This is a genomic window from Streptomyces sp. NPDC028711 (genome assembly GCF_055565415.1).
This window is the reverse complement of record NZ_JBVHUJ010000001.1, coordinates 284,754-308,670: the sequence shown is the minus strand read 5'-3', so window position 1 is coordinate 308,670 and position 23,917 is coordinate 284,754. Positions and strand designations below refer to the sequence as shown.

Annotated in this window: 19 protein-coding genes; 12 read left to right on the top strand and 7 right to left on the bottom strand. The window is 70.4% G+C overall.

The genetic code is table 11. The annotated features are described in order from the left end of the window. The 4 genes from ACZ4VK_RS01400 (at position 1) to ACZ4VK_RS01385 (ending at position 3,024) form a co-directional block, all read left to right on the top strand. Entirely contained in the window at positions 1-720 is a 720-nt protein-coding gene (locus ACZ4VK_RS01400) for a YggS family pyridoxal phosphate-dependent enzyme (protein WP_468347265.1), read from the top strand. 138 nt (positions 721-858) lie between these two features. Continuing rightward, complete coding sequence (locus ACZ4VK_RS01395; RefSeq protein WP_468347263.1) at positions 859-1,479, top strand: cell division protein SepF; 621 nt, start codon at positions 859-861, stop codon at positions 1,477-1,479. An 80-nt stretch (positions 1,480-1,559) separates the two neighbouring features. Beyond that, the gene (locus ACZ4VK_RS01390) at positions 1,560-1,850 is read left to right on the top strand and encodes a YggT family protein (RefSeq protein ID WP_017238790.1); all 291 of its coding nucleotides are present in this window, start codon (positions 1,560-1,562) and stop codon (positions 1,848-1,850) included. A 55-nt stretch (positions 1,851-1,905) separates the two neighbouring features. Continuing rightward, a complete protein-coding gene (locus tag ACZ4VK_RS01385) occupies positions 1,906-3,024 on the top strand; it encodes a DivIVA domain-containing protein (protein WP_468347262.1) in 1,119 nt (372 codons plus the stop codon). A gap of 234 nt (positions 3,025-3,258) precedes the next feature. Here ACZ4VK_RS01385 and ileS read toward each other — a convergent pair whose 3' ends face one another. Then, complete coding sequence (gene ileS, locus ACZ4VK_RS01380) at positions 3,259-6,396, bottom strand: isoleucine--tRNA ligase (RefSeq protein WP_468347260.1); 3,138 nt, start codon at positions 6,394-6,396, stop codon at positions 3,259-3,261. Between the two features lie 516 nt (positions 6,397-6,912). Further along, complete coding sequence (locus tag ACZ4VK_RS01375) at positions 6,913-7,383, bottom strand: hypothetical protein (RefSeq protein ID WP_468347258.1); 471 nt, start codon at positions 7,381-7,383, stop codon at positions 6,913-6,915. A gap of 1 nt (position 7,384) precedes the next feature. Here ACZ4VK_RS01375 and ACZ4VK_RS01370 point away from each other — a divergent pair, with 1 nt between their 5' ends. The 6 genes from ACZ4VK_RS01370 to ACZ4VK_RS01345 all read left to right on the top strand — a co-directional run bounded on the left by ACZ4VK_RS01370 (position 7,385) and on the right by ACZ4VK_RS01345 (position 12,294). Continuing rightward, positions 7,385-7,852, top strand: a complete 468-nt coding sequence (locus tag ACZ4VK_RS01370; protein ID WP_468347256.1) for a TraR/DksA family transcriptional regulator — start codon at positions 7,385-7,387, stop codon at positions 7,850-7,852. An 80-nt stretch (positions 7,853-7,932) separates the two neighbouring features. Next, a complete protein-coding gene (lspA, locus tag ACZ4VK_RS01365; RefSeq protein WP_468347254.1) occupies positions 7,933-8,553 on the top strand; it encodes a signal peptidase II in 621 nt (206 codons plus the stop codon). Positions 8,554-8,593: 40 nt separating this feature from the next. Beyond that, entirely contained in the window at positions 8,594-9,535 is a 942-nt protein-coding gene (locus ACZ4VK_RS01360) for an RluA family pseudouridine synthase (RefSeq protein ID WP_389682975.1), read from the top strand. Then, positions 9,532-9,999 carry a GNAT family N-acetyltransferase gene (locus ACZ4VK_RS01355; RefSeq protein ID WP_468347252.1) on the top strand — a complete coding sequence of 156 codons (468 nt, stop codon included), beginning with the start codon at positions 9,532-9,534 and terminating at the stop codon, positions 9,997-9,999. The genes ACZ4VK_RS01360 and ACZ4VK_RS01355 overlap by 4 nt, the downstream gene beginning before the upstream one ends. 100 nt (positions 10,000-10,099) lie before the next feature. Continuing rightward, positions 10,100-11,686 (top strand): Na+/H+ antiporter, encoded by a 1,587-nt coding sequence (locus tag ACZ4VK_RS01350; RefSeq protein WP_468347251.1) that lies wholly within the window; start codon positions 10,100-10,102, stop codon positions 11,684-11,686. Between the two features lie 29 nt (positions 11,687-11,715). Then, positions 11,716-12,294, top strand: a complete 579-nt coding sequence (locus ACZ4VK_RS01345; protein WP_468347249.1) for a dienelactone hydrolase family protein — start codon at positions 11,716-11,718, stop codon at positions 12,292-12,294. A gap of 65 nt (positions 12,295-12,359) precedes the next feature. Here the strand turns inward: ACZ4VK_RS01345 and ACZ4VK_RS01340 are convergent, their stop codons facing one another. Both ACZ4VK_RS01340 and ACZ4VK_RS01335 read right to left on the bottom strand, forming a co-directional pair. Then, positions 12,360-13,331 carry a zinc metalloprotease gene (locus tag ACZ4VK_RS01340; protein ID WP_468347247.1) on the bottom strand — a complete coding sequence of 324 codons (972 nt, stop codon included), beginning with the start codon at positions 13,329-13,331 and terminating at the stop codon, positions 12,360-12,362. A gap of 359 nt (positions 13,332-13,690) precedes the next feature. Next, the gene (locus ACZ4VK_RS01335; protein ID WP_468347245.1) at positions 13,691-15,337 is read right to left on the bottom strand and encodes an alkaline phosphatase D family protein; all 1,647 of its coding nucleotides are present in this window, start codon (positions 15,335-15,337) and stop codon (positions 13,691-13,693) included. 193 nt (positions 15,338-15,530) lie between these two features. Here ACZ4VK_RS01335 and ACZ4VK_RS01330 point away from each other — a divergent pair, with 193 nt between their 5' ends. Further along, a complete protein-coding gene (locus ACZ4VK_RS01330; protein ID WP_468347243.1) occupies positions 15,531-17,054 on the top strand; it encodes an outer membrane protein assembly factor BamB family protein in 1,524 nt (507 codons plus the stop codon). Between the two features lie 47 nt (positions 17,055-17,101). On the opposite strand, the gene ACZ4VK_RS01325 is transcribed toward ACZ4VK_RS01330, so the two are convergent. From ACZ4VK_RS01325 to ACZ4VK_RS01315, 3 genes are all read right to left on the bottom strand, one after another. Further along, positions 17,102-17,917, bottom strand: a complete 816-nt coding sequence (locus tag ACZ4VK_RS01325) for a DsbA family protein (protein WP_468347241.1) — start codon at positions 17,915-17,917, stop codon at positions 17,102-17,104. Between the two features lie 78 nt (positions 17,918-17,995). Continuing rightward, on the bottom strand, positions 17,996-18,682 hold the full coding sequence (locus tag ACZ4VK_RS01320) for a hypothetical protein (protein ID WP_468347240.1): 687 nt from the start codon (positions 18,680-18,682) through the stop codon (positions 17,996-17,998). Positions 18,683-18,757: 75 nt separating this feature from the next. Further along, the gene (locus ACZ4VK_RS01315) at positions 18,758-20,104 is read right to left on the bottom strand and encodes a DUF2252 domain-containing protein (RefSeq protein ID WP_468347238.1); all 1,347 of its coding nucleotides are present in this window, start codon (positions 20,102-20,104) and stop codon (positions 18,758-18,760) included. Positions 20,105-20,281: 177 nt separating this feature from the next. Between ACZ4VK_RS01315 and dnaE the strand changes: the two genes are divergently transcribed. Further along, a complete protein-coding gene (dnaE, locus tag ACZ4VK_RS01310; RefSeq protein ID WP_468347236.1) occupies positions 20,282-23,821 on the top strand; it encodes a DNA polymerase III subunit alpha in 3,540 nt (1,179 codons plus the stop codon). Positions 23,822-23,917: the final 96 nt, after the last annotated feature.

The window sequence follows — 23,917 nt, the reverse complement described above, 5'->3', positions numbered from 1 at the left end:
ATGACGGACCGCACGTCGGAACTCGCCGAGAACCTGGCCCGGGTGGAGGCGCGCATCGCCGCCGCCTGCGCCGCGGCCGGACGTCCGCGGGAAGAGGTGACGCTCATCGTGGTCACCAAGACCTACCCCGCGAGCGATGTGAGAATCCTCCACGGACTCGGCGTACGGCACGTCGCCGAGAACCGGGACCAGGACGCCGCCCCCAAGGCCGCCGCCTGTGCCGACCTTGATCTGACCTGGCACTTCGTGGGCCAGTTGCAGACCAACAAGGTCAGATCCGTGGTGGGTTATGCCGATGTGGTGCAGTCTGTCGACCGCTTGAAGCTCGTTTCCTCCCTCTCGGCCGCAGCGGAGAAGGAGGGCCGCGAACTCGGCTGTCTCCTCCAGGTCGCGCTCGACGCCGAGTCCGGCGAGCGGGGCGACCGCGGTGGTGTCGCGCCGGACGGGATCGAGGAGTTGGCGGCCGCGGTCGACGTCGCCCCCGGGCTGCGGCTCGACGGACTCATGACCGTCGCCCCGCTCGCCGGTCCGTACGCGGGCCGGCAACGCGCCGCCTTCGACCGGCTGATGGATTTGTCGACTGCCCTGCGCGCGACCCGTCCGGCTGCGAACATGGTGTCAGCAGGGATGAGTGCGGACCTCGAGGAGGCCGTCGCTGCCGGGGCGACACACGTACGCGTCGGTACGGCGGTACTCGGCGTCCGCCCGAAGCTCGGGTAACGTCGCGAAGCAAGTCGGACCACAGCAGAAAATATGGTCATTCCGCAGAACGGCGGGACGACCCGTGGATCGCGGGCACTTGGTGACGCTGCGAATTGGCCAGTAGGGCGATCCACCACAGAGCGGAGGACTCAGAGAATGGCCGGCGCGATGCGCAAGATGGCGGTCTACCTCGGCCTCGTGGAGGACGATGGGTACGACGGCCGGGGCTTCGACCCCGACGACGACTTCGAACCCGAGCTGGAGCCGGAGCCCGAGCGCGAACGGCGCCACTCCCCCCCGCGTCAGGTGGAGCGTGAGGAACCGGTACGAGTGGTGCAGCCCCCGGCTCCCCGGGAACCGCTCGCCCATTCTGTCCCGGTACTCGCCGAAAGCGGACGTCCGGCCCGAATTGCCCCCGTGGCATCCATCACACCCGAACGTCCGAGCATGGAGAAGAACGCACCGGTGATCATGCCCAAGGTCGTGTCCGAGCGGGAGCCCTACCGCATCACCACGCTGCACCCCCGGACCTACAACGAGGCCCGTACCATCGGGGAACACTTCCGTGAGGGCACCCCGGTGATCATGAATCTCACGGAGATGGACGACACGGATGCGAAGCGACTTGTCGACTTTGCCGCCGGACTCGTCTTCGGGCTCCATGGCAGCATTGAGCGCGTGACGCAGAAGGTGTTCCTGTTGTCGCCTGCTAACGTCGATGTCACGGCGGAGGACAAGGCCCGGATCGCAGAGGGCGGATTCTTCAACCAGAGCTGAGAACACAAGAACCGGACGGGCCGGTCGCGAAGCGGCCGGACGAGTAAGAGCACGTAAGTCAGGGGAGAGGGAAACGCGGGATGGGCGTCGCACTACAGGTGGTCTACATCGTGCTGATGTGCTTCCTCGTCCTCCTGATCGTCCGACTTGTCATGGACTACGTCTTCCAGTTCGCCCGTTCATGGCAACCCGGTAAGGCGATGGTGGTCGTCCTTGAGGCCACCTACACTGTCACCGATCCACCGCTCAAGCTTCTGCGGCGACTCATCCCGCCGCTGCGTCTCGGGGGCGTGGCACTCGACCTGTCCTTCTTCGTTCTGATGATCATCGTCTACATCCTGATCTCCATCGTGAGCAGCTTCGCGAGGTGAATGTGGACGATACGGTCTTGCCGACTGCCGACGACTACGTAGAGGTGAAGAAGAGATGCCGCTGACCCCCGAGGACGTGCGGAACAAGCAGTTCACGACCGTCCGCCTCCGAGAAGGCTATGACGAGGACGAGGTCGATGCCTTCCTCGACGAGGTCGAGGCCGAGCTGACCCGCCTGCTCCGCGAGAACGAGGACCTGCGCGCCAAGCTGGCCGCCGCGACGCGTGCCGCCGCGCAGAACCAGCAGCAGCAACAGCAGCAGCAGGGGATGCGCAAGCCCCCGGAGCAGCAGGATCGTCCCGTCGGTCCCGGCGCGCCCGTGCCCGCCGCCATATCCGGACCGCCGGTCCAGCAGCAGCCGCCGCAGATGGGCCCGCCGCAGCTGCCGTCCGGTGCCCCCCAGCTTCCCGCGGGTCCCATGCAGGGCGGTCCCATGCAGGGCGGCCCGATGCAGGGCGGCCCGATGGGTCCCGGCCCGATGCAGGGCGGCCCGATGGGTCACCCGCAGCAGCAGCAGATGCAGCAGATGCAGCAGCAGCAGATGCCGCCGCAGATGCAGCAGCAGCCCGCTCAGGGTCCCGGTGGCGACAGCGCCGCGCGTGTCCTCTCGCTGGCCCAGCAGACCGCCGACCAGGCGATCGCCGAGGCCCGCTCCGAGGCCAACAAGATCGTCGGCGAGGCGCGTTCGCGTGCCGAGGGCCTGGAGCGGGACGCCCGCGCCAAGGCGGACGCTCTTGAGCGGGACGCCCAGGAGAAGCACCGCGTCGCCATGGGCTCCCTGGAGTCCGCCCGCGCCACGCTGGAGCGCAAGGTCGAGGACCTGCGCGGCTTCGAGCGGGAGTACCGCACGCGCCTGAAGTCGTACCTGGAGTCGCAGCTGCGTCAGCTGGAGACCCAGGCCGACGACTCGCTGGCCCCGCCGCGGACCCCGGCGACGGCCTCGCTGCCGCCGGCCCCGTCGATGGCCTCGGCCGGTGCGAGCGCGCCGTCCTACGGCAACGGCACGATGGGCGGTGCGCCGTCCATGGGCGGCGCCCCCTCCTACGGCGGTCAGCAGCAGATGTCTCCGGCGATGACCCAGCCGATGGCTCCGGTCCGTCCGCAGGCACCGCAGCCGATGCAGCAGGCGCCGGCGCCGATGCGCGGGTTCCTGATCGACGAGGACGACAACTGACGGCGGGTGGTCGCGCGATGAGCGCGTAGCCGTCGGCAGGCTGAAGGGCCGGGCCCCGGGAAACCGGGGCCCGGCCCTTTGCCGTGGGCCCACGCGCCCGCGCGGGAGTACGGCGAGGGGCCCGGCCCTTCGCCGTGGGCACGGCCGCGTCGGGTGGGCGTCCCCCCGGCGAGGACGGGCGGGTACGCGAAGGGCCCGGCACCACCACGGGTGCCGGGCCCTTCGCCGTATCGCCTACGCCTTGCGGAGGCGGAACGTCAGGGACAGGCCCTCGTCCTCGAACGGGGTGCCGTACGTGTCGTCCGCTTCGCCCTGGGCGTGGTCCGTGGCCAGGACCTCGTCGGCGATGAGGGCCGCGTGGGCCGTGAGGGCCTCGACGGTCTCCGGGGACTCCGACGTCCAGCGCAGGGCGATGCGGTCGGCGACGTCCAGGCCGCTGTTCTTGCGGGCCTCCTGGATCAGCCGGATCGCGTCACGGGCCAGGCCCGCCTTGCGGAGCTCCGGGGTGATCTCCAGGTCGAGGGCGACCGTCGCGCCCGCGTCCGAGGCGACCGACCAGCCCTCGCGGGGGGTCTCCGTGATGATGACCTCCTCGGGAGTGACGGTGATCGTCTCGCCGTTCACCTCGAGGGTCGCCTCGCCCGCGCGCAGGGCCAGCGAGAGCGCCGCCGCGTCCGCCGCGGCCACCGCCTTCGCCACGTCCTGGACGCCCTTGCCGAAGCGCTTGCCCAGGGCGCGGAAGTTCGCCTTCGCCGTCGTGTCGACGAGCGAGCCGCCCACCTCGGACAGGGACGCCAGGGAGCTGACGTTCAGCTCCTCCGTGATCTGCGCCTGGAGTTCGGGGGAGAGGGCCGTGAAGCCCGTCGCCGCGACCAGTGCCCGGGAGAGCGGCTGGCGGGTCTTCACACCCGACTCCGCGCGCGTCGCCCGGCCCAGCTCCACCAGCCGCCGGACCAGGAGCATCTGCTCCGAGAGCGTCTTGTCGATCACGGCGGTGTCCGCCTCCGGCCAGGTGGCCAGGTGGACGGACTCCGGGGCCTCCGGCGTCACCGGCACCACCAGGTCCTGCCAGACCCGCTCGGTGATGAACGGGGTCAGGGGGGCCATCAGGCGCGTGACCGTCTCGATGACGTCGTGGAGGGTGCGGAGGGCCGCCTTGTCGCCCTGCCAGAAGCGGCGGCGCGAGCGGCGGACGTACCAGTTGGAGAGGTCGTCGACGAAGGCCGAGACGAGCTTGCCGGTGCGCTGGGTGTCGTACGACTCCAGCGCCTCGGTCGTCTCGGCGACCAGCGTGTTCAGCTCGGACAGGAGCCACCGGTCGAGGACCGTGCGGTCGGCGGGGGCCGGGTCCGCGGCCGACGGCGCCCAGCCGGAGGTGCGGGCGTACAGCGCCTGGAAGGCGACCGTGTTCCAGTACGTCAGGAGGGTCTTGCGGACGACCTCCTGGATCGTGCCGTGGCCGACGCGGCGCGCCGCCCACGGCGAGCCGCCGGCCGCCATGAACCAGCGGACGGCGTCGGCGCCGTGCTGGTCCATCAGCGGGATCGGCTGGAGGATGTTGCCCAGGTGCTTGGACATCTTGCGGCCGTCCTCGGCGAGGATGTGGCCCAGGCAGACCACGTTCTCGTAGGACGACTTGTCGAAGACCAGGGTGCCGACGGCCATGAGGGTGTAGAACCAGCCACGGGTCTGGTCGATGGCCTCGGAGATGAACTGCGCCGGGTACCGGGACTCGAACAGTTCCTTGTTCTCGTACGGGTAGCCGTACTGCGCGAACGGCATCGAGCCCGAGTCGTACCAGGCGTCGATGACCTCCGGCACGCGCGTCGCGGTCTTCGAGCAGCTCGGGCACGGGAAGGTCACCGCGTCGATGTACGGGCGGTGCGGGTCGAGCTCCGACTGGTCCGTGCCGGTCAGCTCGGTCAGCTCGGCGCGCGAGCCCACGCACGTCAGGTGGTCGTCCTCGCAGCGCCAGATCGGCAGCGGGGTGCCCCAGTAGCGGTTCCGGGAGAGCGCCCAGTCGACGTTGTTGGTGAGCCAGTCGCCGAAGCGGCCGTGCTTGACCGAGTCCGGGAACCAGTTCGTCCGCTCGTTCTCGGCGAGCATCCGGTCCTTGACCGCGGTCGTACGGATGTACCAGGACGGCTGCGCGTAGTACAGCAGGGCCGTGTGGCAGCGCCAGCAGTGCGGGTAGCTGTGCTCGTACGCGATGTGCTTGAAGAGCAGCCCGCGCGCCTCCAGGTCGGCGGTGAGCGCCTCGTCGGCCTTCTTGAAGAAGACGCCGCCGACCAGCGGCACGTCCTCCTCGAAGGTGCCGTCGGCGCGGACCGGGTTCACGACCGGCAGGCCGTACGCCTTACAGACCTTGAGGTCGTCCTCACCGAAGGCGGGGGACTGGTGGACCAGACCCGTGCCGTCCTCGGTCGTCACGTACTCGGCGTTGACGACGAAGTGCGCCGGGGCGTCGAAGGGGACGAGCTCGAAGGGGCGCTGGTAGGTCCAGCGCTCCATCTCGGCGCCCGTGAAGGACTCGCCGGTGGTGACCCAGCCCTCGCCGAGCGCCTTCTCGACCAGCGGCTGCGCGACGACGACCCGCTCGTCGCCGTCGGTGGCGACCACGTACGTGACCTCGGGGTGGGCGGCGACCGCCGTGTTGGACACCAGGGTCCACGGGGTCGTCGTCCAGACGAGGAGCGCCGCCTTCCCGGCCAGCGGGCCGGAGGTCAGCGGGAAGCGGACGTAGACGGACGGGTCGACGACCGTCTCGTAGCCCTGGGCCAGCTCGTGGTCGGAGAGGCCGGTGCCGCAGCGCGGGCACCAGGGGGCGACCCGGTGGTCCTGGACGAGGAGGTCCTTGTCGAAGATCTGCTTCAGGGACCACCACACCGACTCGATGTACGAGGGGTCCATGGTCCGGTACGCGTCGTCGAGGTCGACCCAGTAGCCCATGCGGGTCGTCAGCTCGGCGAAGGCGTCGGTGTGCCGGGTCACCGACTCGCGGCACTTGTCGTTGAACTCGGCGATGCCGTACGCCTCGATGTCCTTCTTGCCGGAGAAGCCGAGCTCCTTCTCGACGGCGAGCTCGACCGGCAGGCCGTGGCAGTCCCAGCCGGCCTTGCGGGCCACGTGGTAGCCGCGCATGGTCCGGAAGCGGGGGAACACGTCCTTGAAGACGCGGGCCTCGATGTGGTGCGCGCCGGGCATGCCGTTGGCGGTCGGCGGGCCCTCGTAGAACACCCACTCGGGGCGTCCCTCGGACTGTTCCAGGGTCTTGGCGAAGACCTTGCTCTCGTGCCAGAAATCGAGCACGTCGTGCTCCATCGCGGGCAGGTCGACCTGGGCGGGCACCTGGCGGTACTGCGGCGGTGTCATCGAGTTCCTCCGGCGGACTGTCGTCGTTCCGTCGGAGGGACGAGAGCGCTGCTCCCGCGGTACCACCCTCCTTGGCCCCGGGCAGGCACGCCCTGAGCCCCCTCATTGGGGTCGCGACGCCGGGTCTAGTCACCGCAGGAACCTGCGGCTTTCTTCCGACGGCTCCGGGGTGATGCTTCACATCGGGCTCGCCCCCGGGCTCTCACCGTCCCCGGGTCGCTCATGGCTGCGTACGACGCTACTCGTCCCCATCCAAGCCTTTCGCTGTGGCCAGTGTACGGGGCCGGGCGCGGGGTGGCAGACCGGTTTTCCCGTGACCCGAATGGCCATACGGGGCGGGCCGGACTTGGGGTGGGGCCATGTGGGGGAGGGCCGGGACGGATTACCCGGCGGGGAGCTGGGCACAACGGAGGCAGGCCCGCCCCGAGGGGCGCGGGGGTGGGTGGGAACGGCGGCGTGGCCCGTTGCCGCGGGCCTTGGGCCGATTTATCGTCCCAGCACGATTCGCGAGCAAGATCACAAAATGTGAAGGGGCCGCGACATGGTGGCGAAGAAGACCGCCGCGAAGAAGACCTCGACCGCCGGTTCCACCGGTCCGGCCGAGGGCGCCAAGGACGTGGCCGGGAAGAAGACGACGGTCGCGGAGCCGCCGACGGTCGCGAAGAAGACGCCCGCCGTGAACAGGACGGCCGTGAGGAAGACGACCGCCGCGAACAAGACGGCCGCGAAGAGGACGGCCGCGAAGAGGACGGTCGGGAAGAGGCCTGCCGGGGAGACGGCAGCCGAGGAGACGGCCGCCGGGGAGTCGGCAGGCACGGAGAGGCCCGCCGGGGAGACGGCAGCCGACGAGGAAGGTGCCGCGCCGTCCGGCGGCGAGGAGACGGCTGCCCCCAGGGCCGCCGCGAAGAGGACGCCCGCCAAGAAGGCCGCGGCGAAGAGGGCGGCCGCCACGAAGGCGCCCGCGAAGAAGCAGACAGGAGTCGGCACGGTGGCAGCGAAGAAGACCGCGGGTGGCGTCACGACCGCCGGGGACGAGACCGCGGTGCCCCCGGCCCGTACCGGCGAGCTCGCGGTGCGGCCGGGCGAGGACCCATGGACGCCGGCCGAGGTCACCGAGGCCCGCACCCTGCTCCAGTCGGAGGTCCTGAGACTGCGCAGCGAGCTCGCGCACTCCCAGGAGGAGCTCACCGGCCTCATGCGGGACTCCGGCGACGGCGCCGGGGACGACCAGGCCGACACCGGCACCAAGAACATCACCCGGGAACACGAGCTGGCTCTCGCCGCCAACGCGCGGGAGATGCTGGAACAGACCGAGCACGCCCTGGAACGGCTCGACGCCGGCACGTACGGCCTCTGCGAGGTGTGCGGGAAGCCGATCGGCAAGGCGCGGATGCAGGCCTTCCCGCGGGCCACGCTCTGCGTCGAGGACAAGCAGCGGCAGGAGCGGCGCGGCTGACGATCTCGGCTGCCGGTGTCGTACGCCTGTGCCGTACCCTCGGTGCACGGTCAGGCATCGAGGTCGAGGGACTCACTCACGTGGCAGAGGCGGAGCGCATCATCGGTACGCCGGATTCAGCAGGGGCCGACGACTCGGCCGCCTCCGACGGGACGGCGGCGGCCGACGGAGCGGCCACGTCCGACGGGTCGGCCGCTCCCGAGGAGCGGCCGAGGGGCAGGCGCAGGATCTTCGCGCTCTTCACGGTGGCCGTCCTCGCCTACCTGCTCGACCTGGGCAGCAAGATGCTGGTGGTCGCCAAGCTGGAGGGCCGTGAGCCGATCCGGGTGATCGGCGACGTGCTGCGCTTCGACGCCATCCGGAACCCGGGTGCCGCCTTCGGCATGGGCGAGGCCTTCACGATCATCTTCACCTGTATCGCCGCCGCCGTGATCGTCGTGATCATCCGGCTCGCGCGGAAGCTCTACAGCCTGCCCTGGGCGATCGCTCTCGGTCTGCTGCTCGGCGGCGCGCTCGGCAACCTCACGGACCGGATCTTCCGCTCTCCCGGCGTCTTCGAGGGCGCGGTCGTCGACTTCATCGCGCCCGCGCACTTCGCCGTCTTCAACCTCGCCGACTCGGCGATCGTCTGCGGCGGCATCCTCATCGTGATCCTGTCGTTCCGCGGTCTGGACCCCGACGGGACCGTCCACAAGGACTGACGCCGGACGGAGCACGTCCGGCACAAGGCATACTCGACGGGTGAGTACGAGTCCCGAGATCCGCACGCTGCCCGTTCCCGATGGCCTTGAGGGCGAGCGCGTCGACGCCGCCATCGCCCGTATGTTCGGGTTCTCCCGTACGAAGGCGGCCGAACTGGCCGCCGCAGGGAAGGTCCAGGTCGACGGCTCCGTCGTCGGCAAGTCCGAGCGGGTCAGCGGTGGTGCGTGGCTCGAGGTCGAGATGCCGGGCGCCGCGGCGCCCGTCCAGATCGTCGCCGAGCCCGTCGAGGGCATGGAGATCATCCATGACGACGACGACATCGTCGTGATCATGAAGCCGGTCGGCGTGGCCGCGCACCCCAGCCCCGGCTGGACCGGCACCACCGTCATCGGCGGCCTTGCCGCCGCCGGATACCGCATCTCCACCTCGGGCGCCGCCGAGCGCCAGGGCATCGTGCACCGCCTCGACGTCGGCACCTCCGGTCTGATGGTGGTCGCCAAGTCGGAGTACGCGTACACCTCGCTCAAGCGCCAGTTCAAGGAGCGCGTGGTCGACAAGCGCTACCACGCCCTGGTGCAGGGACACCCCGACCCGATGAGCGGCACCATCGACGCCCCCATCGGCCGGCACCCGAACCACGACTACAAGTGGGCGGTCACCGCCGAGGGCAAGCCCTCGGTGACGCACTACGACCTCATCGAGGCGTACCGTTCCGCCTCGCTGCTCGACATCAAGCTGGAGACGGGCCGCACCCACCAGATCCGGGTGCACATGTCCGCCCACCGCCACCCCTGCGTCGGCGACCTCACCTACGGCGCCGACCCGACGCTCGCCAAGCGGCTCGGCCTGACCCGGCAGTGGCTGCACGCCGTCCGTCTCGGCTTCGAGCACCCGGGCGACGGCGCCTGGGTCGAGTTCGCCAGCACCTACCCCGAGGACCTGCGGAAGGCCCTCGACCGGATCGCGTCGGAGAGCCAGTGAGCGCCGCGTACGGCGTCCGTGAGGCCCTGGGCGCCGAGGACCGGGAGGCCTGCTTCGCGGTTCGCCGCGAGGTCTTCGTCGAGGAGCAGGGCGTTCCGCAGGAGCTGGAGTACGACACGTACGACGCGACCGCGGTACATGTGCTCGCCGTGCGCGAGGACGGGCTGCCGCTCGGCACCGGGCGGCTGCTGTTCGGGGCGGACGCGGTCGGGAAGACCGGCGGCGACGCCTCGGTGGGCTCGCTCGGCCGTCTCGCGGTCGCCAAGGCGGCCCGCGGCCTCGGGGTCGGCGCGGCGCTCGTACGGGCCGTCGAGGACGCGGCGCGCGAGCGCGGTCTGACCGCCGTCGACCTGCACGCGCAGACGCACGCGCTGGGCTTCTACGGGCGGCTCGGCTACGAGGCGTACGGCCCCGAGTTCCCGGACGCGGGCATGCCGCACCGGGCCATGCGTAAGGTCCTTTAAGCGGGGGCTCTAGGGTCGGTGGCTGGGCGCCGTGGTTCTCTCGCGGGTGTCCAGTTGGGGCGATAAGGGTTGAAACGGGCATACGTGGCAGGGTGGGGCCGTGGATCAATTGGCCCTGCTGTTCCTGCTGCTGCTCGGCGCCCTGCTCACCGTCCCCCTCGGTGAGCGGCTGGGACTGCCCGCGCCCGTCCTGATGACCCTCATCGGGATCGTGCTGGCCTTCCTGCCCTTCGTACCGAACGTCGAGATCCCGCCGGAGCTCATCCTCCCGCTGGTGCTGCCGCCGCTCCTGTACGCCTCCGTGCAGCGCACCTCCTGGCGGCAGTTCGCGGCCAACAGGCGGCCCATCTTCCTGCTCGCGGTCGCCCTCGTCTTCGTCACCACGGCCGCCGTCGGCGCGGTCGCGCACTCGCTCGTGCCCGGCCTTCCGCTGGCCGCCGCGATCGCGCTCGGCGCCCTCGTCGCGCCGCCCGACCCGGTGGCCGCGACCGCCGTGGCCGGCTCGCTCGGGCTTCCGCGCCGCCTCGTGTCGATGCTGGAGGGCGAGGGGCTCTTCAACGACGTCACGGCCATCGTGCTCTACCACGTGGCGATCGCCGCCGTCGTCAGCGGCTCCTTCTCCTGGCCCGAGGCCGCCGGGCAGCTCGTCCTCTCCGCCGTGGTCGCCATGGTCCTCGGCCTGGCGCTCGGCTGGCTCTCCCACAAGCTCATCGGGCTCCTGGGGGACGCCACCCTCCAGACCGGCCTCACCCTCCTCGTGCCCTTCGTGAGCTATGTCCTCGCCGAGGAGCTGCACGGCTCCGGCGTCCTCGCCGTCCTGGTCACCGCGCTCTTCCTCGCCGAGCACGCGGCCGACGCCGACGACGTCATGGGGCGGCTCGCCGGGCAGACCTTCTGGCAGGTCGTGGACACCCTCGTCACCGGCATCGCCTTCGGTCTCATCGGTCTCGAACTCGTGCACGTCTTCGGGGTCGCCGAGGGGCACGGCCGGCAGATGCTCGGCTGGGGCGCCGTCGTGGTCGCGGTGGTCGTCGGCGTCCGGCTCCTCTGGCTGCTGCCCGCCACCTGGCTCGCGAAGCGGCTGCACACGCGCCGGGACGTCGACGAGGAGATCCCGACGAGCTGGCGGGAGACCATCGTCATGTGGTGGGCCGGGATGCGCGGGGTGGCCTCGGTGGCGCTCGCGCTCGCCATCCCGCTCCGTACCGACGACGGCTCGCCGTTCCCCGGCCGCGACGAGATCGTCTTCATCGCCTTCTGCGTGATCATCGCCACCCTCGTCTTCCAGGGGCTCACGCTGCCCTGGCTGGTCAGACGGCTCGGGGTGCGGGCCGACGCGGACGCCGAGCGTGCCCTCGAACGGGATCTCGCCCTCCGGGCGGCGAAGGCCGCCAAGCGGCGGCTCAAGGAGATCGAGGAGGTCGAGGAGCTGCCGGAGGACCTCCAGGAGCGCCTCCTGCGCGGGGCGTACGACATCGGGGCGCGGATCAGCCCCGACATGGTCGACGAGGAGCGGAAGGCCGCCTTCGTCGAGCGGACGAAGCGGTTGAAGGCCGTGCAGCGGATCCAGCGGGAGCTCATGTCGGCCGCGCGGCACGAGGTCCTCGCCGCGCGCAGCGAGCCGGGCGCCGACCCGGAGGTGGTGGACCGGGTGCTGCGGCAGCTGGACGTGCGCAGCCTGCGGTGAGGCCGGTGCCCCGGGGGCCGGATGGCAGGATGGGACGCATGGACATCATGCTCTTCCACTCGGCCTACGGGCTGACCCCTTCCGTCGAGGCCGCTGCCGAGCGGCTCCGCGCCGCCGGGCACCAGGTCTGGACCCCGGACCTCTACGGGGGCCGGACGGTCGGGACCGTGGAGGAGGGCGTGGAGCTCCGGGACGAGATCGGCAAGGACGAGCTGCTGAAGCGGGCGGTCCTCGCCGCCGCCCCCTACTCCGAGCGCGGACTGGTCTACATGGGCCTCTCCCTCGGGGCCTCGATCGCGCAGACCCTGGCGCTCGGGGACGAGAAGGCGCGCGGGCTGCTGCTGTTCCACGGCACCTCGGACCTCGCGGAGTCCGCGTCGGTGGACGAGCTGCCCGTACAGCTGCACGTGGCCGATCCCGACCCCTTCGAGACGCACGACTGGCTGTCCTCCTGGTACCTCCAGATGCGCAAGGCGGGGGCGGACGTGGAGATCTACCGTTACCCGGGCGCCGGTCACGTGTTCACGGACGCGGACCTGCCGGACTGGGACGAGGAGGCGGCCGAGCGGGCCTGGTCGGTGGCGCTGGCCTTCATCGAGGACCTGTAGGACCTGTCGAACGGGCGTGGCCCCCGGGGGAGTTCCCCCGGGGGCCACACCTCTGTCCGGCCGGATCAGGCGCGGTACGCGGTCCAGTACTCGTTCATACGGGTCACCTGGCCCGCGGTGAACTGGTACATGCAGGCGTCGTACGTGTAGTCCATGAAGTTGTGGATCGGGTCCACGCCGGCCTTGGAGGCGCAGGAGTCACGGCCGGTCGGGCACTCGTACGCCGGGCTCTTCTCGGCCGGGGTGTCGGTGACGTAGTCGCCGTTGCCGGTGCAGCCGCCCTGGAAGGTGTGGTAGAGGCCCATCCAGTGGCCGACCTCGTGGGTGGCGGTGTCGCCCTCGTTGTAGTTGGCCGCGGAGCCGCCCGGGAGCGACGTGTCGAGGACGACGACACCGTCCATGGACGGGTTCGACTGGTACGAGGACGGGAAGGTCGCCCAGCCGAGGAGGCCGCCGCTCAGGTTCGCGGTGTAGAAGTTCAGCGCGCCGGCGCCGCCCTGGCGGAGGGTCTGCTTCATCTGCTTCTCGGCGGTGGAGCCGGAGGCCAGGTTGTACCAGGAGGCGTTGTCCGTGTAGGTGGTTCCGGCAAGGGTGAACTGGAAGTTGGAGTTCACGTTGCCGGTGCCCTGGCCGGCGTACGCCGCGTTCAGGACCGCCATCTGGTTGTTGATCTGGGTGGCGGAGAGCTTGCCCGTCGTCCCGGAGTGGATGACGTGGAAGTAGACGGGGATGTTCACCACGGCGGCGGCGCCGGTCTCGGCGGAGGCGCTGAGGCGGCCCTCGGCGCGGGCCGCGGAGAACTTCTTCTTGAAGTCCTCGTCCATGAGCTTGGCCTGGGCGGCCGTGACCTCGTTGGGCTCGTGGGCGTGGCTCTCGGCTCCGCGCGCCTTGCGGGCGCCGGAGAGGGCGTCGTCGTGTTCGTCGACGCAGTCCTCGGCGGAGGCGCCGGCCAGGGTGGCGGTGGGGGCGCCAGTGGCCACCGGGGCGGACAGTGGGGCCAGGGCCAGGGTTCCGGCCATGACGGCAGTGCCGAGCATACGACGTGACATACGCGGCGATATACGGACAAGAGCACGCACGGTGACTCCTCGCGGGGGGTGGTGGTGAGGAACTTCCTCGCCACGGCGGGGAGATTACGCGTCCATGTCAGAGGCTGTTGAGGAGCGATCAGGCCCAATCACTCATGGAGCAATTCAGGGCATCGGGAAGAAAAACTTGTGCGGCTTCCGGAGTTTGAGACGTCGACGTAACAGTCGGGGTGACGGAGGCGGGTGGTGTGTCCGGATTCGATCTCCAAATCCGGCCACCCGCCGTAGCGACGTGATCTGCTGTTAACAGAAGCGATCATGGCTGAAAATCAACCATGAGTGTCCGTCAGGGGAACAACAGGGGAACCTCAGCGGACGGGCTGGTCCACCCGCTCGACCCGATGCGTCCCGCTGAGCGTCCGATAGGAGCGCGCCCAGGCGCTCGTCGCGGCCGGATCTGCCTTGTCGGAGACCGTGTAGTAGTCCATCTGCGAGCGCTCGGCGGTCACGTCGAGGACGCCGTAGCCGTGGTGGTCCATGTCCACCCACTTCACGTGCCGGTTGGCGGCCCTGATGGCCCCCGCGGCCACCACCGAGAGCGTCCCCGGGGCCACGTGCAGCAGGTCGTCGAGGTTGTCCGAGGTCACCGAGGTGACGACGAACTCGGTCGCCGCCGAGGCCGAGAACGGATATGTCGCCGCCTTCACCGGCACGTCGTTGGCCCAGGCCATGTGGATGTCACCGGTCAGGAAGACCGTGTTGCGGATGGCCCGCGAGGTCAGGTGCGCGAGCAGCTCCTTCCGGTCGTCCGTGTACCCGTCCCACTGGTCGACGTTGACCGCGAGCCCCTCTTTCGGCAGGCCCATCAGCTCGGCGAGCGGCTCGAGGAGGTGGGCGGGCAGGGCACCGAAGGCGACCGGCGAGATCATCACCGAGGTGCCGACCAGCTGCCAGGTCGCGTCCGAGCCCGCGAGACCCGACTTGAGCCAGTCGAGCTGGGCCCGGCCCGTGACGCTCCGCTCCGGGTCGTCGACGCCGCCGCTGCCCGTCTTCGCCGGGGCCGAGCGGAAGGAGCGCAGATCGAGCAGGTGCAGATCGGCCAGCCTGCCGAAGCGGAGACGGCGGAAGACGGTGCCCTCCGTGGAGGCGCGGACCGGCATCCACTCGAAGTACGCCTGCTTGGCGGCGGCCACCCGGGCCGCCCACTCGCCCTCGGCGCCGGGGGTGTGGTTCTCGGCCCCGCCCGTCCAGGCGTCGTTGGCGAACTCGTGGTCGTCCCATATGGCGATCACCGGGTGGGCCGCGTGCAGCGCCTGGAGGTCCGCGTCGGTCTTGTAGTGGCCGTGCCGGGCGCGGTAGTCGGCGAGCGAGACGATCTCGTGGCGCGGCTCGTGCCGCCGGACGGTGTACTTCTCCTCCGGGTAGGTGCCGCTGCCGTACTCGTAGAGGTAGTCGCCGAGATGGAGGACCGCGTCCAGGTCGGCGCGGGCGGCGAGGTGGCGGTACGCGGAGAAGTGGCCGGCCTCCCAGTTCGCGCAGGAGACCACACCGAACCGGACACCGGGCGCGGCGGCGTCGACGGCCGGTGCCGTACGGGTGCGGGCGGCGGGGGAGACGGCGGAGTCCGCGGTGAAGCGGAACCAGTAGGAGGTGGCCGGGCGCAGACCCCGGACGTCCGCCTTCACCGTGTGGTCGGACGCCGCGGTCGCCGTCGCCGTACCGGAGGCGACGATCCGGGCGAAGTCCCGGTCCTCGGCGAGCTCCCAGCCGACCTGGACGTCGGCGCCGAGGCCGGAGCCGGGTATGGCGTCGGGAGTGGGAGTGACGCGCGTCCAGAGCAGGACGCCGTCGGGCAGAGGGTCGCCGGAGGCGACGCCGTGGAGGAACGCGGTCGCCCCGGAGACCGCGTGAGCCGTGGAGGCCGCGCCCAGGAGGGCGGGCACCGCGGCGGTGGCGGCGGCGGCCTTGACGACCGTGCGCCGGCTGGGGGAAGAGGAAAGGTATCGACTGGTCACGGGCAGTCAGATTACTGTCGGGTAGCCCCGGAGGGCAGGCGATATCCGGAAGTTCGCCGGCCCGTCGCCCACCGGTCGCACCCCGGCCTCGGCCGGGTGTCCGTGGGGGTCGTTAACCTGACCCGGGATCAGAGCGCCTCTCCGGACCGGACTTTCCGAGGGGGCCGCTCGCACCGTCGCAGGGGGGAACCGGATGTCGCAGTCGAACGAGCCCTGGTACAGGCACCGCCCGCCGTCCTGGCCAGCCCCGGACAACCCGTACGCCCCCGGTGGCTACGGTCCGCCGCCGCCCCCTCCGCGTCGCCGCCGGTGGCCGCTGGTCGCCGCGGGCCTCGCGCTGCTACTGCTCGTCGGCACCGGCGGGTACGTCCTCGGTGAGCGCTCCGGAGCGGACCGCGCCAGGGCGGAGCGCGGAGCCCCGCCCACCACGACGGCACCGCCGACGGCGACCGCCCGCCCCACGCCGACGCCCTCCCGCATCCCGACCGGCGAGGAGATCGCGCGGAAGCGCCGGGCCGGCGAGGCGAGCGCCTGGATCGTCGACGACCGCACCGACCTGCCCCGCCGGTACGTCCCGACCGAGGACCTCTGGATCATCGGGGACACCGTCGTCCAGGCCGTCTACAAGAAGGTCGTCGCCCACCGGCTCGGCGACGGCGCCGAGCTGTGGAGCATCACCCTCCCGACCCCCGTCTGCGAGACGCCGGTCAACGCGACCCCCGACGGCAAGGTCGTCATCATCCTCCAGAACGTCGAGGCGTGGACCGGCGCCCGGTGTAACCAGCTCCGGATGATCGACCTGCGCACCGGCAAGCCGGGCTGGCACAAGGAGCTCACCGAGACGGGCGCGGGGGACGACACGATCATGGTGGACAGCGCGATCAGCGGCGGCACCGTCGCGTTCGTCCACAGCATGAAGGCCGCCGCGTACCGGGTCGCCGACGGCAGGAAGCTGTACGACATCCCCATGGAGAACCCCGGGAAGTGCCATCCCGGCAGGGTGGCGGGCGGCAGCCGGCTCCTGGTGCTCGCCGTCTGCGCGATCTCCCTGACGGAGACGTCGTACCACCAGGTCCGGGAGATCGACCCGGCCACGGGCAAGGTCCGGTGGCGCTTCCGGACGGAGCCGGGCCGGAGGGTCGGCCAGGTGCTCTCCGTCGACCCGGCCGTGATCACCACCGCGGGCCGGGAGACGCGGACCGACGACTGGCGGGTCGTCGTCCTCGGGCCCGACGGCCGGGCCCGCAGGACCATCGACCCCCGGGGGAACGGCTTCAAGCACTGCGGCGACTCGGTGGACACCTCCGGCGACGCCCAGGCCTGCCGGGAGGCCGTCGTCGGCGGGGGGCTCGTCGTCCTGGGCGGCACCGATCGCGTCGGCGCCTACGACCTCGGCACCGGGAAGCTGGTCTGGGGCGTGAAGTCGGATACGCCCTCGTACGGCTACTTCCCCCTGCGCGTCGGTCCGGGGAGGACCGGGTTCGTCTACGAGGTGAGCACGGGCGGAAAGCCCGGGCGGGTCTTCCGGGTCGGCCCGGGCGGCGTCGGCACGATCAAGGACGTGCTGAAGCTTCCCACGTCCACCGCGAGGGTCGAGTTCGGAGCGGGGGTCGTCGGGGAGAACGCCTACGTGGGCGACCGGCTCGTCCTCACCCCCAAGAACCTGAGCGGCGACGACGCCCAGCACGAGCCCCGCATGATCTCCTTCGCCCCCTGATCCGCCGGAGGGGAGCGGATCAGGGAGGAGGAAGGAGGCCGCTCGGGTCAGCCCTTGAGGGCCGCGTCGATCGCCGTGGTGAACTCGGCCGGCGTCATCGGCGCGTTGTCGCCACCCGCCACCGTCACCGGCTTGCCGTCCATCTTCAGGGTCGGCGTGCCGGTCACCCCGCTGTCGTCGAAGGCCTTCGACATCTTCATCGCCCAGGCGTCGAAGGTGCCCTCCTCGACGTTCTTCTTGAACGCGGCGTTGCCCTTGAGGGCCGGCACGGAGTCCGCCACCTCCAGGAGGTAGGAGTCCTTGGCGAACTTGTCGTCGTTCTCCTCCGGGTGGAACTTCGCCGAGTAGAGCGCCGCCTTGTACGTGACGAAGGCGTCGGGGCTCACGTCCAGGGCCGCGCCGAGCGCCGAGAGGGCGTTCTTCGAGCCCTCACCGGTGGCGGCGTCGTCGATGAAGGTGGCACCGATGTACCTGATCTTGTACTTGCCCGCCTCCACGTCCTTCTCGACCGTGGCGCCCACCGACTGCTCGAAGGTCGCGCAGACCGGGCAGCGCGAGTCCTCGTACAGCTCCAGGGTCTTCTTCGCGGACGCCTTGCCGATGACGACGGTCGTGCCGTTCGTGCCCGAGGTGTTCTTCGGGGCCGTCACGGTCGTGGCCTTCGCCGCCGTCTCCCACGCGGAGGGCTTGTTGGACTGCACCACGGCGTAGCCGATGCCGCCGGCAGCGGCCAGGACGGCCACGGCCGAGACACCGACGACGAGCTGCCGGCGCGCCCGCTCCTTCTTCGCCTGGCGCTCGCGCTCGACGCGCAGCCGCTCGCGGGCGGCTGCCTTGTTGGCCTGGGAGTTGCGTGCACTCATGATCGTGATCTCCGTGAGGTGTGGTCCGGCGGAGCCGGGAGCAAGGAAGAGGGGACTGCGTGCCTGGGGCCGTATCGCTCAGACGAGAGCGAAGGCCGGGTACGGCGGTCCCCGCCGCCCCACGGAGTGCGTGAGGAGCCGGGTACGGGAGGGCCGGGGCCGTCCCGAAGGTCGTCCGGCGCGCCGCGGCGCCGGACCGGTCGTACCGGAGAGGCCCGCCATGAGCAGCAGCGGCCGGCAGGCGAAGCCCGCCACCGCGCCGCACAGCCGGCCGAGCGCCCGCTCGCCGCCGCGCAGCCAGACCGCGGCCGAGAGGCCCACGCCCACATGGGCGAGGAGCAGCAGCCACGGCAGCGCCGGGTCGGGGGAGTCGAGCAGGGCGGCCGCTGTGCCGCTCTCGGGGGCCGCCACGCCCGGCAGCGGGGTGCCCACGGCGCCGCCGCAGAACACCTCAAGGCCCACCGTGCGCAGGGAACCGGCCACCGGGCCGCCGACGGCGCCGTAACAGACCGCCTGGCCGCTGGTGAAGAGCGTGTCCGCCGCCAGTTCGAGCGGGACGAGGAGCCCCGCGATCGGGCCGAGGCCGCGCTCCCGGCCGGCCAGCGCGTACGCCACGGCGAAGACGCCGACCGCGACCGGCACGACCGTGCCGAGCGGCAGCGGCACGCGCGAGAGCAGCACGTGGGACGCCACGGACAGCGTCACGACCAGTGCCGTGAAGAACGCCGCCCGCAGCGCCCTCAGCTGCGTCCCTGCCATGTCCATCGTCGTGGAGTGTGCCATGCCGGGCCGTAAGGGGTCGCTAAGGGCAACCTGTGCGAAGCCTCACGGGTCCCGTCCTCAGAGCCCGGGTATCCGGCCGTTGCGGAAGAGGTCCACGAAGATCTGGTGGTCGGCCCGGGCGCGAGCCCCGTACGCGTGCGCGAAGTCCACCAGGAGGTCCCCGAAGCCCTCCTCGTCGGCGGCGATGGCCGCGTCGATGGCCCGTTCCGTCGAGAACGGCACGAGCGAGTGGCCGCTGGAGTCGTCCGCCGCCGCGTGCATGGTCGCCGTCGCCCGGCCCAGGTCCGCCACGGTCGCGGCGATCTCGTCCAGGTCGTCGATGTCCGACCAGTCCAGGTCCACCGCGTACGGCGAGACCTCCGCGACCAGCTGTCCCGCTCCGTCGAGCTCCGTCCAGCCGAGCCACGGGTCGGCGTGCGCCTGGAGCGCCCGCTGCGAGATCACGGTCCGGTGACCCTCGTGCTGGAAGTACTCCCGTACCGCCGGGTCCGTCACATGACGGGAGACCGCCGGGGTCTGCGCCTGCTTGAGGTAGATCACGACGTCGTTCTCCAGGGCGTCGCTGTTGCCTTCGAGCAGGATGTTGTACGAGGGGAGGCCCGCCGAACCGATGCCGATCCCGCGCCGCCCGACCACGTCCTTGACCCGGTACGAGTCGGGGCGGGCCAGGCTGGACTCCGGCAGCGTCTCCAGATAGCCGTCGAACGCCGCCAGGACCTTGTAGCGGGTGGCCGCGTCCAGCTCGATCGCGCCGCCGCCCGCGGAGAAGCGCCGCTCGGAGTCCCGGATCTCGGTCATCGAGTCGAGCAGCGCGAAGCGGGTCAGGGAGCGCGCCTCGCGCAGGGCGCCGAGCAGGGCGCCGTCGGCGGTCTCCAGGGTGAAGGAGGAGAGCTCCGACGAGTAGGGGTCCTTGGCGCCGGTGGCGAGCGCGTGGATCCGCTCCCGGTAGGCGGCGGCGCAGATCCGCACCAGGTCGGTGATCTGGCCGTCGCCGAGCGCCTTCGCGTACCCGAGGAGCGCCAGGGAGGCGGCGAGCCGCTTGAGGTCCCAGGTGAAGGGGCCGACATAGGCCTCGTCGAAGTCGTTGACGTTGAAGATCAGCCGGCCGTTGGCGTTCATGTAGGTGCCGAAGTTCTCGGCGTGCAGATCGCCGTGGATCCAGACCCGGCCGGTGCGCTCGTCCAGGTAGGGGCCGGTGCCTATGCTCCCGGCGGACTCCCGCGCCAGGTCGGCGTAGAAGAGGCAGGCCGTGCCCCGGTAGAAGGCGAAGGCGGATCCGGCCATCTTGCGGAACTTGACGCGGAAGGCGGCCGGGTCGGCGGCGAGGAGCTCGCCGAAGGCGGTGTCGAAGACGGTGAGGATGTGCTCACCGCGCTCCACGGCGGTGGGCTGCGGGACCGACATTCGAGGTGCCTCCTGGGACCGGACGTACGGGAAGAATGTTCAGGGCAATGGGGACAGGTGTTCCCCGCCTCTCAACGCGCGACCCCGGCCGTGAGTGCCCCTCGGGTGTCAGTCGCCCGTCGTAGACTTCCACGGTCCCCCCAGCCACCCCTGTGACCGCTACGGAGACCTTCCGCCGTGACCAAGCCGCCCTTCACGCACCTCCACGTCCACACCCAGTACTCCCTGCTGGACGGTGCCGCGCGGCTCAAGGACATGTTCGACGCGTGCAACGAGATGGGCATGACCCATATCGCCATGTCCGACCACGGCAACCTGCACGGGGCGTACGACTTCTTCCACTCGGCGAAGAAGGCCGGGGTGACGCCGATCATCGGCATCGAGGCGTACGTCGCCCCCGAGTCCCGGCGCAACAAGCGGAAGATCCAGTGGGGCCAGCCGCACCAGAAGCGGGACGACGTCTCCGGTTCCGGTGGTTACACCCACAAGACGATCTGGGCGGCGAACAACACCGGACTGCACAACCTCTTCCGGCTCTCCTCCGACGCCTACGCCGAGGGCTGGCTGCAGAAGTGGCCCCGGATGGACAAGGAGACCATCTCGAAGTGGTCGGAGGGGCTCATCGCCTCCACCGGCTGCCCCTCCGGCGAGCTGCAGACCCGGCTCCGCCTCGGCCAGTTCGACGAGGCCCTCAAGTCGGCCTCCGAGTACCAGGACATCTTCGGCAAGGAGCGGTACTTCCTGGAGCTGATGGACCACGGCATCGAGATCGAGCGCCGGGTCCGCGACGGGCTCCTGGAGATCGGCAAGAAGCTCGGCATCCCGCCCCTGGTCACCAACGACTCGCACTACACGTACGCGCACGAGTCGACCGCGCACGACGCCCTGCTCTGCATCCAGACCGGCAAGAACCTCTCCGACCCGGACCGCTTCCGCTTCGACGGCACCGGCTACTACCTCAAGTCCACCGACGAGATGTACGCCATCGACTCCTCGGACGCCTGGCAGGAGGGCTGCCGCAACACGCTCCTGGTCGCCGAGCAGGTCAGCACCGACGGCATGTTCGTCGAGAAGAACCTCATGCCGAAGTTCGACATCCCCGAGGGGTACACCGAGGTCAGCTGGTTCCGCGAGGAGACCATGCGGGGCATGCACCGCCGGTTCCCGAACGGGATCCCCGAGGACCGCATGAAGCAGGTCGAGTACGAGATGGACACCATCATCTCGATGGGCTTCCCCGGCTACTTCCTCGTCGTCGCCGACTTCATCATGTGGGCGAAGAAGCAGGGCATCGCCGTCGGCCCCGGCCGAGGCTCCGCCGCCGGCTCGATCGTCGCGTACGCCATGGGCATCACCGACCTCGACCCGATCCCGCACGGCCTGATCTTCGAGCGCTTCCTCAACCCCGAGCGCATCTCGATGCCCGATGTCGACATCGACTTCGACGAGCGCCGGCGCGTCGAGGTGATCCGGTACGTGACGGAGAAGTACGGCTCCGACAAGGTCGCCATGATCGGCACGTACGGCAAGATCAAGGCGAAGAACGCGATCAAGGACTCCGCGCGCGTCCTCGGCTACCCGTACGCCATGGGCGACCGGCTCACCAAGGCCATGCCCGCCGACGTCCTCGGCAAGGGCATCGACCTCAACGGCATCACCGACCCCTCGCACCCCCGCTACAGCGAGGCCGGCGAGATCCGCGCGATGTACGAGAACGAGCCGGACGTCAAGAAGGTCATCGACACCGCCCGGGGCGTCGAGGGCCTGGTCCGCCAGATGGGCGTCCACGCGGCCGGCGTGATCATGTCCAGCGAGCCGATCGTCGACCACGCGCCGATCTGGGTGCGGCACACCGACGGCGTCACCATCACGCAGTGGGACTACCCCCAGTGCGAGTCGCTCGGCCTGCTCAAGATGGACTTCCTGGGCCTGCGCAACCTCACCATCATGGACGACGCCGTCAAGATGGTGAAGGCCAACAAGGGCATCGACCTCGACCTGCTCGCCCTGCCGCTGGACGACCCGGCCACCTTCGAGCTGCTCCAGCGCGGCGACACCCTCGGCGTCTTCCAGTTCGACGGCGGGCCCATGCGCTCGCTGCTCCGGCTGATGAAGCCCGACAACTTCGAAGACATCTCCGCCGTGTCCGCCCTGTACCGGCCTGGCCCGATGGGCATGAACTCCCACACGAACTACGCGCTGCGCAAGAACAAGCAGCAGGAGATCACCCCGATCCACCCCGAGCTGGAGAAGCCGCTCGAAGAGGTGCTCGCGGTCACCTACGGCCTGATCGTGTACCAGGAGCAGGTGCAGAAGGCCGCGCAGATCATCGCCGGCTACTCGCTCGGCGAGGCCGACATCCTCCGCCGCGTGATGGGCAAGAAGAAGCCCGAGGAGCTGGCGAAGAACTTCACCATCTTCCAGGCCGGAGCCAAGAAGAACGGCTACAGCGACGAGGCCATCAAGGCCCTCTGGGACGTCCTGGTCCCCTTCGCCGGCTACGCCTTCAACAAGGCCCACTCCGCCGCGTACGGCCTGGTCTCCTACTGGACCGCCTACCTCAAGGCCAATCACCCCGCCGAGTACATGGCGGGACTGCTCACCTCGGTCAAGGACGACAAGGACAAGTCCGCCGTCTACCTGAACGAGTGCCGACGCATGGGCATCAAGGTCCTGCCGCCCAACGTGAACGAGTCCGAGTCGAACTTCGCCGCCCAGGGCGACGACGTGATCCTCTTCGGTCTCTCCGCCGTCCGCAACGTCGGCACCAACGTCGTCGAGTCGATCATCAAGACGCGCAAGGCCAAGGGGAAGTACTCCTCCTTCCCGGACTTCCTCGACAAGGTCGAGGCCGTCGTCTGCAACAAGCGGACCATCGAGTCGCTGATCAAGGCCGGCGCCTTCGACGAGATGGGCCACACCCGCAAGGGCCTGGTCGCCCACCACGAACCGATGATCGACAACGTGGTGGCGGTCAAGCGCAAGGAGGCCGAGGGGCAGTTCGACCTCTTCGGCGGCATGGGCGACGAGACCGCCGACGAGCCCGGCTTCGGTCTCGACGTCGAGTTCTCCGACGTCGAGTGGGAGAAGTCGTACCTGCTCGCCCAGGAGCGCGAGATGCTCGGCCTGTACGTCTCCGACCACCCGCTCTTCGGTATCGAGCACGTCCTCTCCGACAAGACGGACGCGGCGATCTCCCAGCTCACCGGCGGCGAGCACTCCGACGGCGCGGTCGTCACCATCGGCGGCATCATCTCCGGCCTCCAGCGGAAGATGACCAAGCAGGGCAACGCCTGGGCGATCGCCACCGTCGAGGACCTGGCCGGCTCCATCGAGTGCATGTTCTTCCCGGCCACGTACCAGCTGGTCTCCACCCAGCTCGTCGAGGACACGGTCGTCTTCGTCAAGGGGCGGCTCGACAAGCGCGAGGACGTGCCCCGGCTGGTCGCGATGGAACTGATGGTCCCCGACCTGTCGAACGCCGGGACCAACGCGCCGGTGGTCCTCACCATCCCCACCGTCAAGGTCACCCCGCCGATGGTCACCCGCCTCGGCGAGATCCTCGGCCACCACAAGGGCAACACCGAGGTACGGATCAAGCTCCAGGGCCCCCGGAAGACGACCGTGCTCCGTCTCGACCGGCACCGGGTCCAGCCCGACCCCGCGCTCTTCGGCGACCTGAAGGTGCTGCTCGGCCCGTCCTGCCTGGCGGGTTAGACGCGGGGACCCCTGTGTGGTCGGCGAGGCGTCCTCCGGGGCGCCTCGTCGGCTTCTCCCCGGAAATCGGGCTGCGGGAGCGCTCCCAAGGTGGCA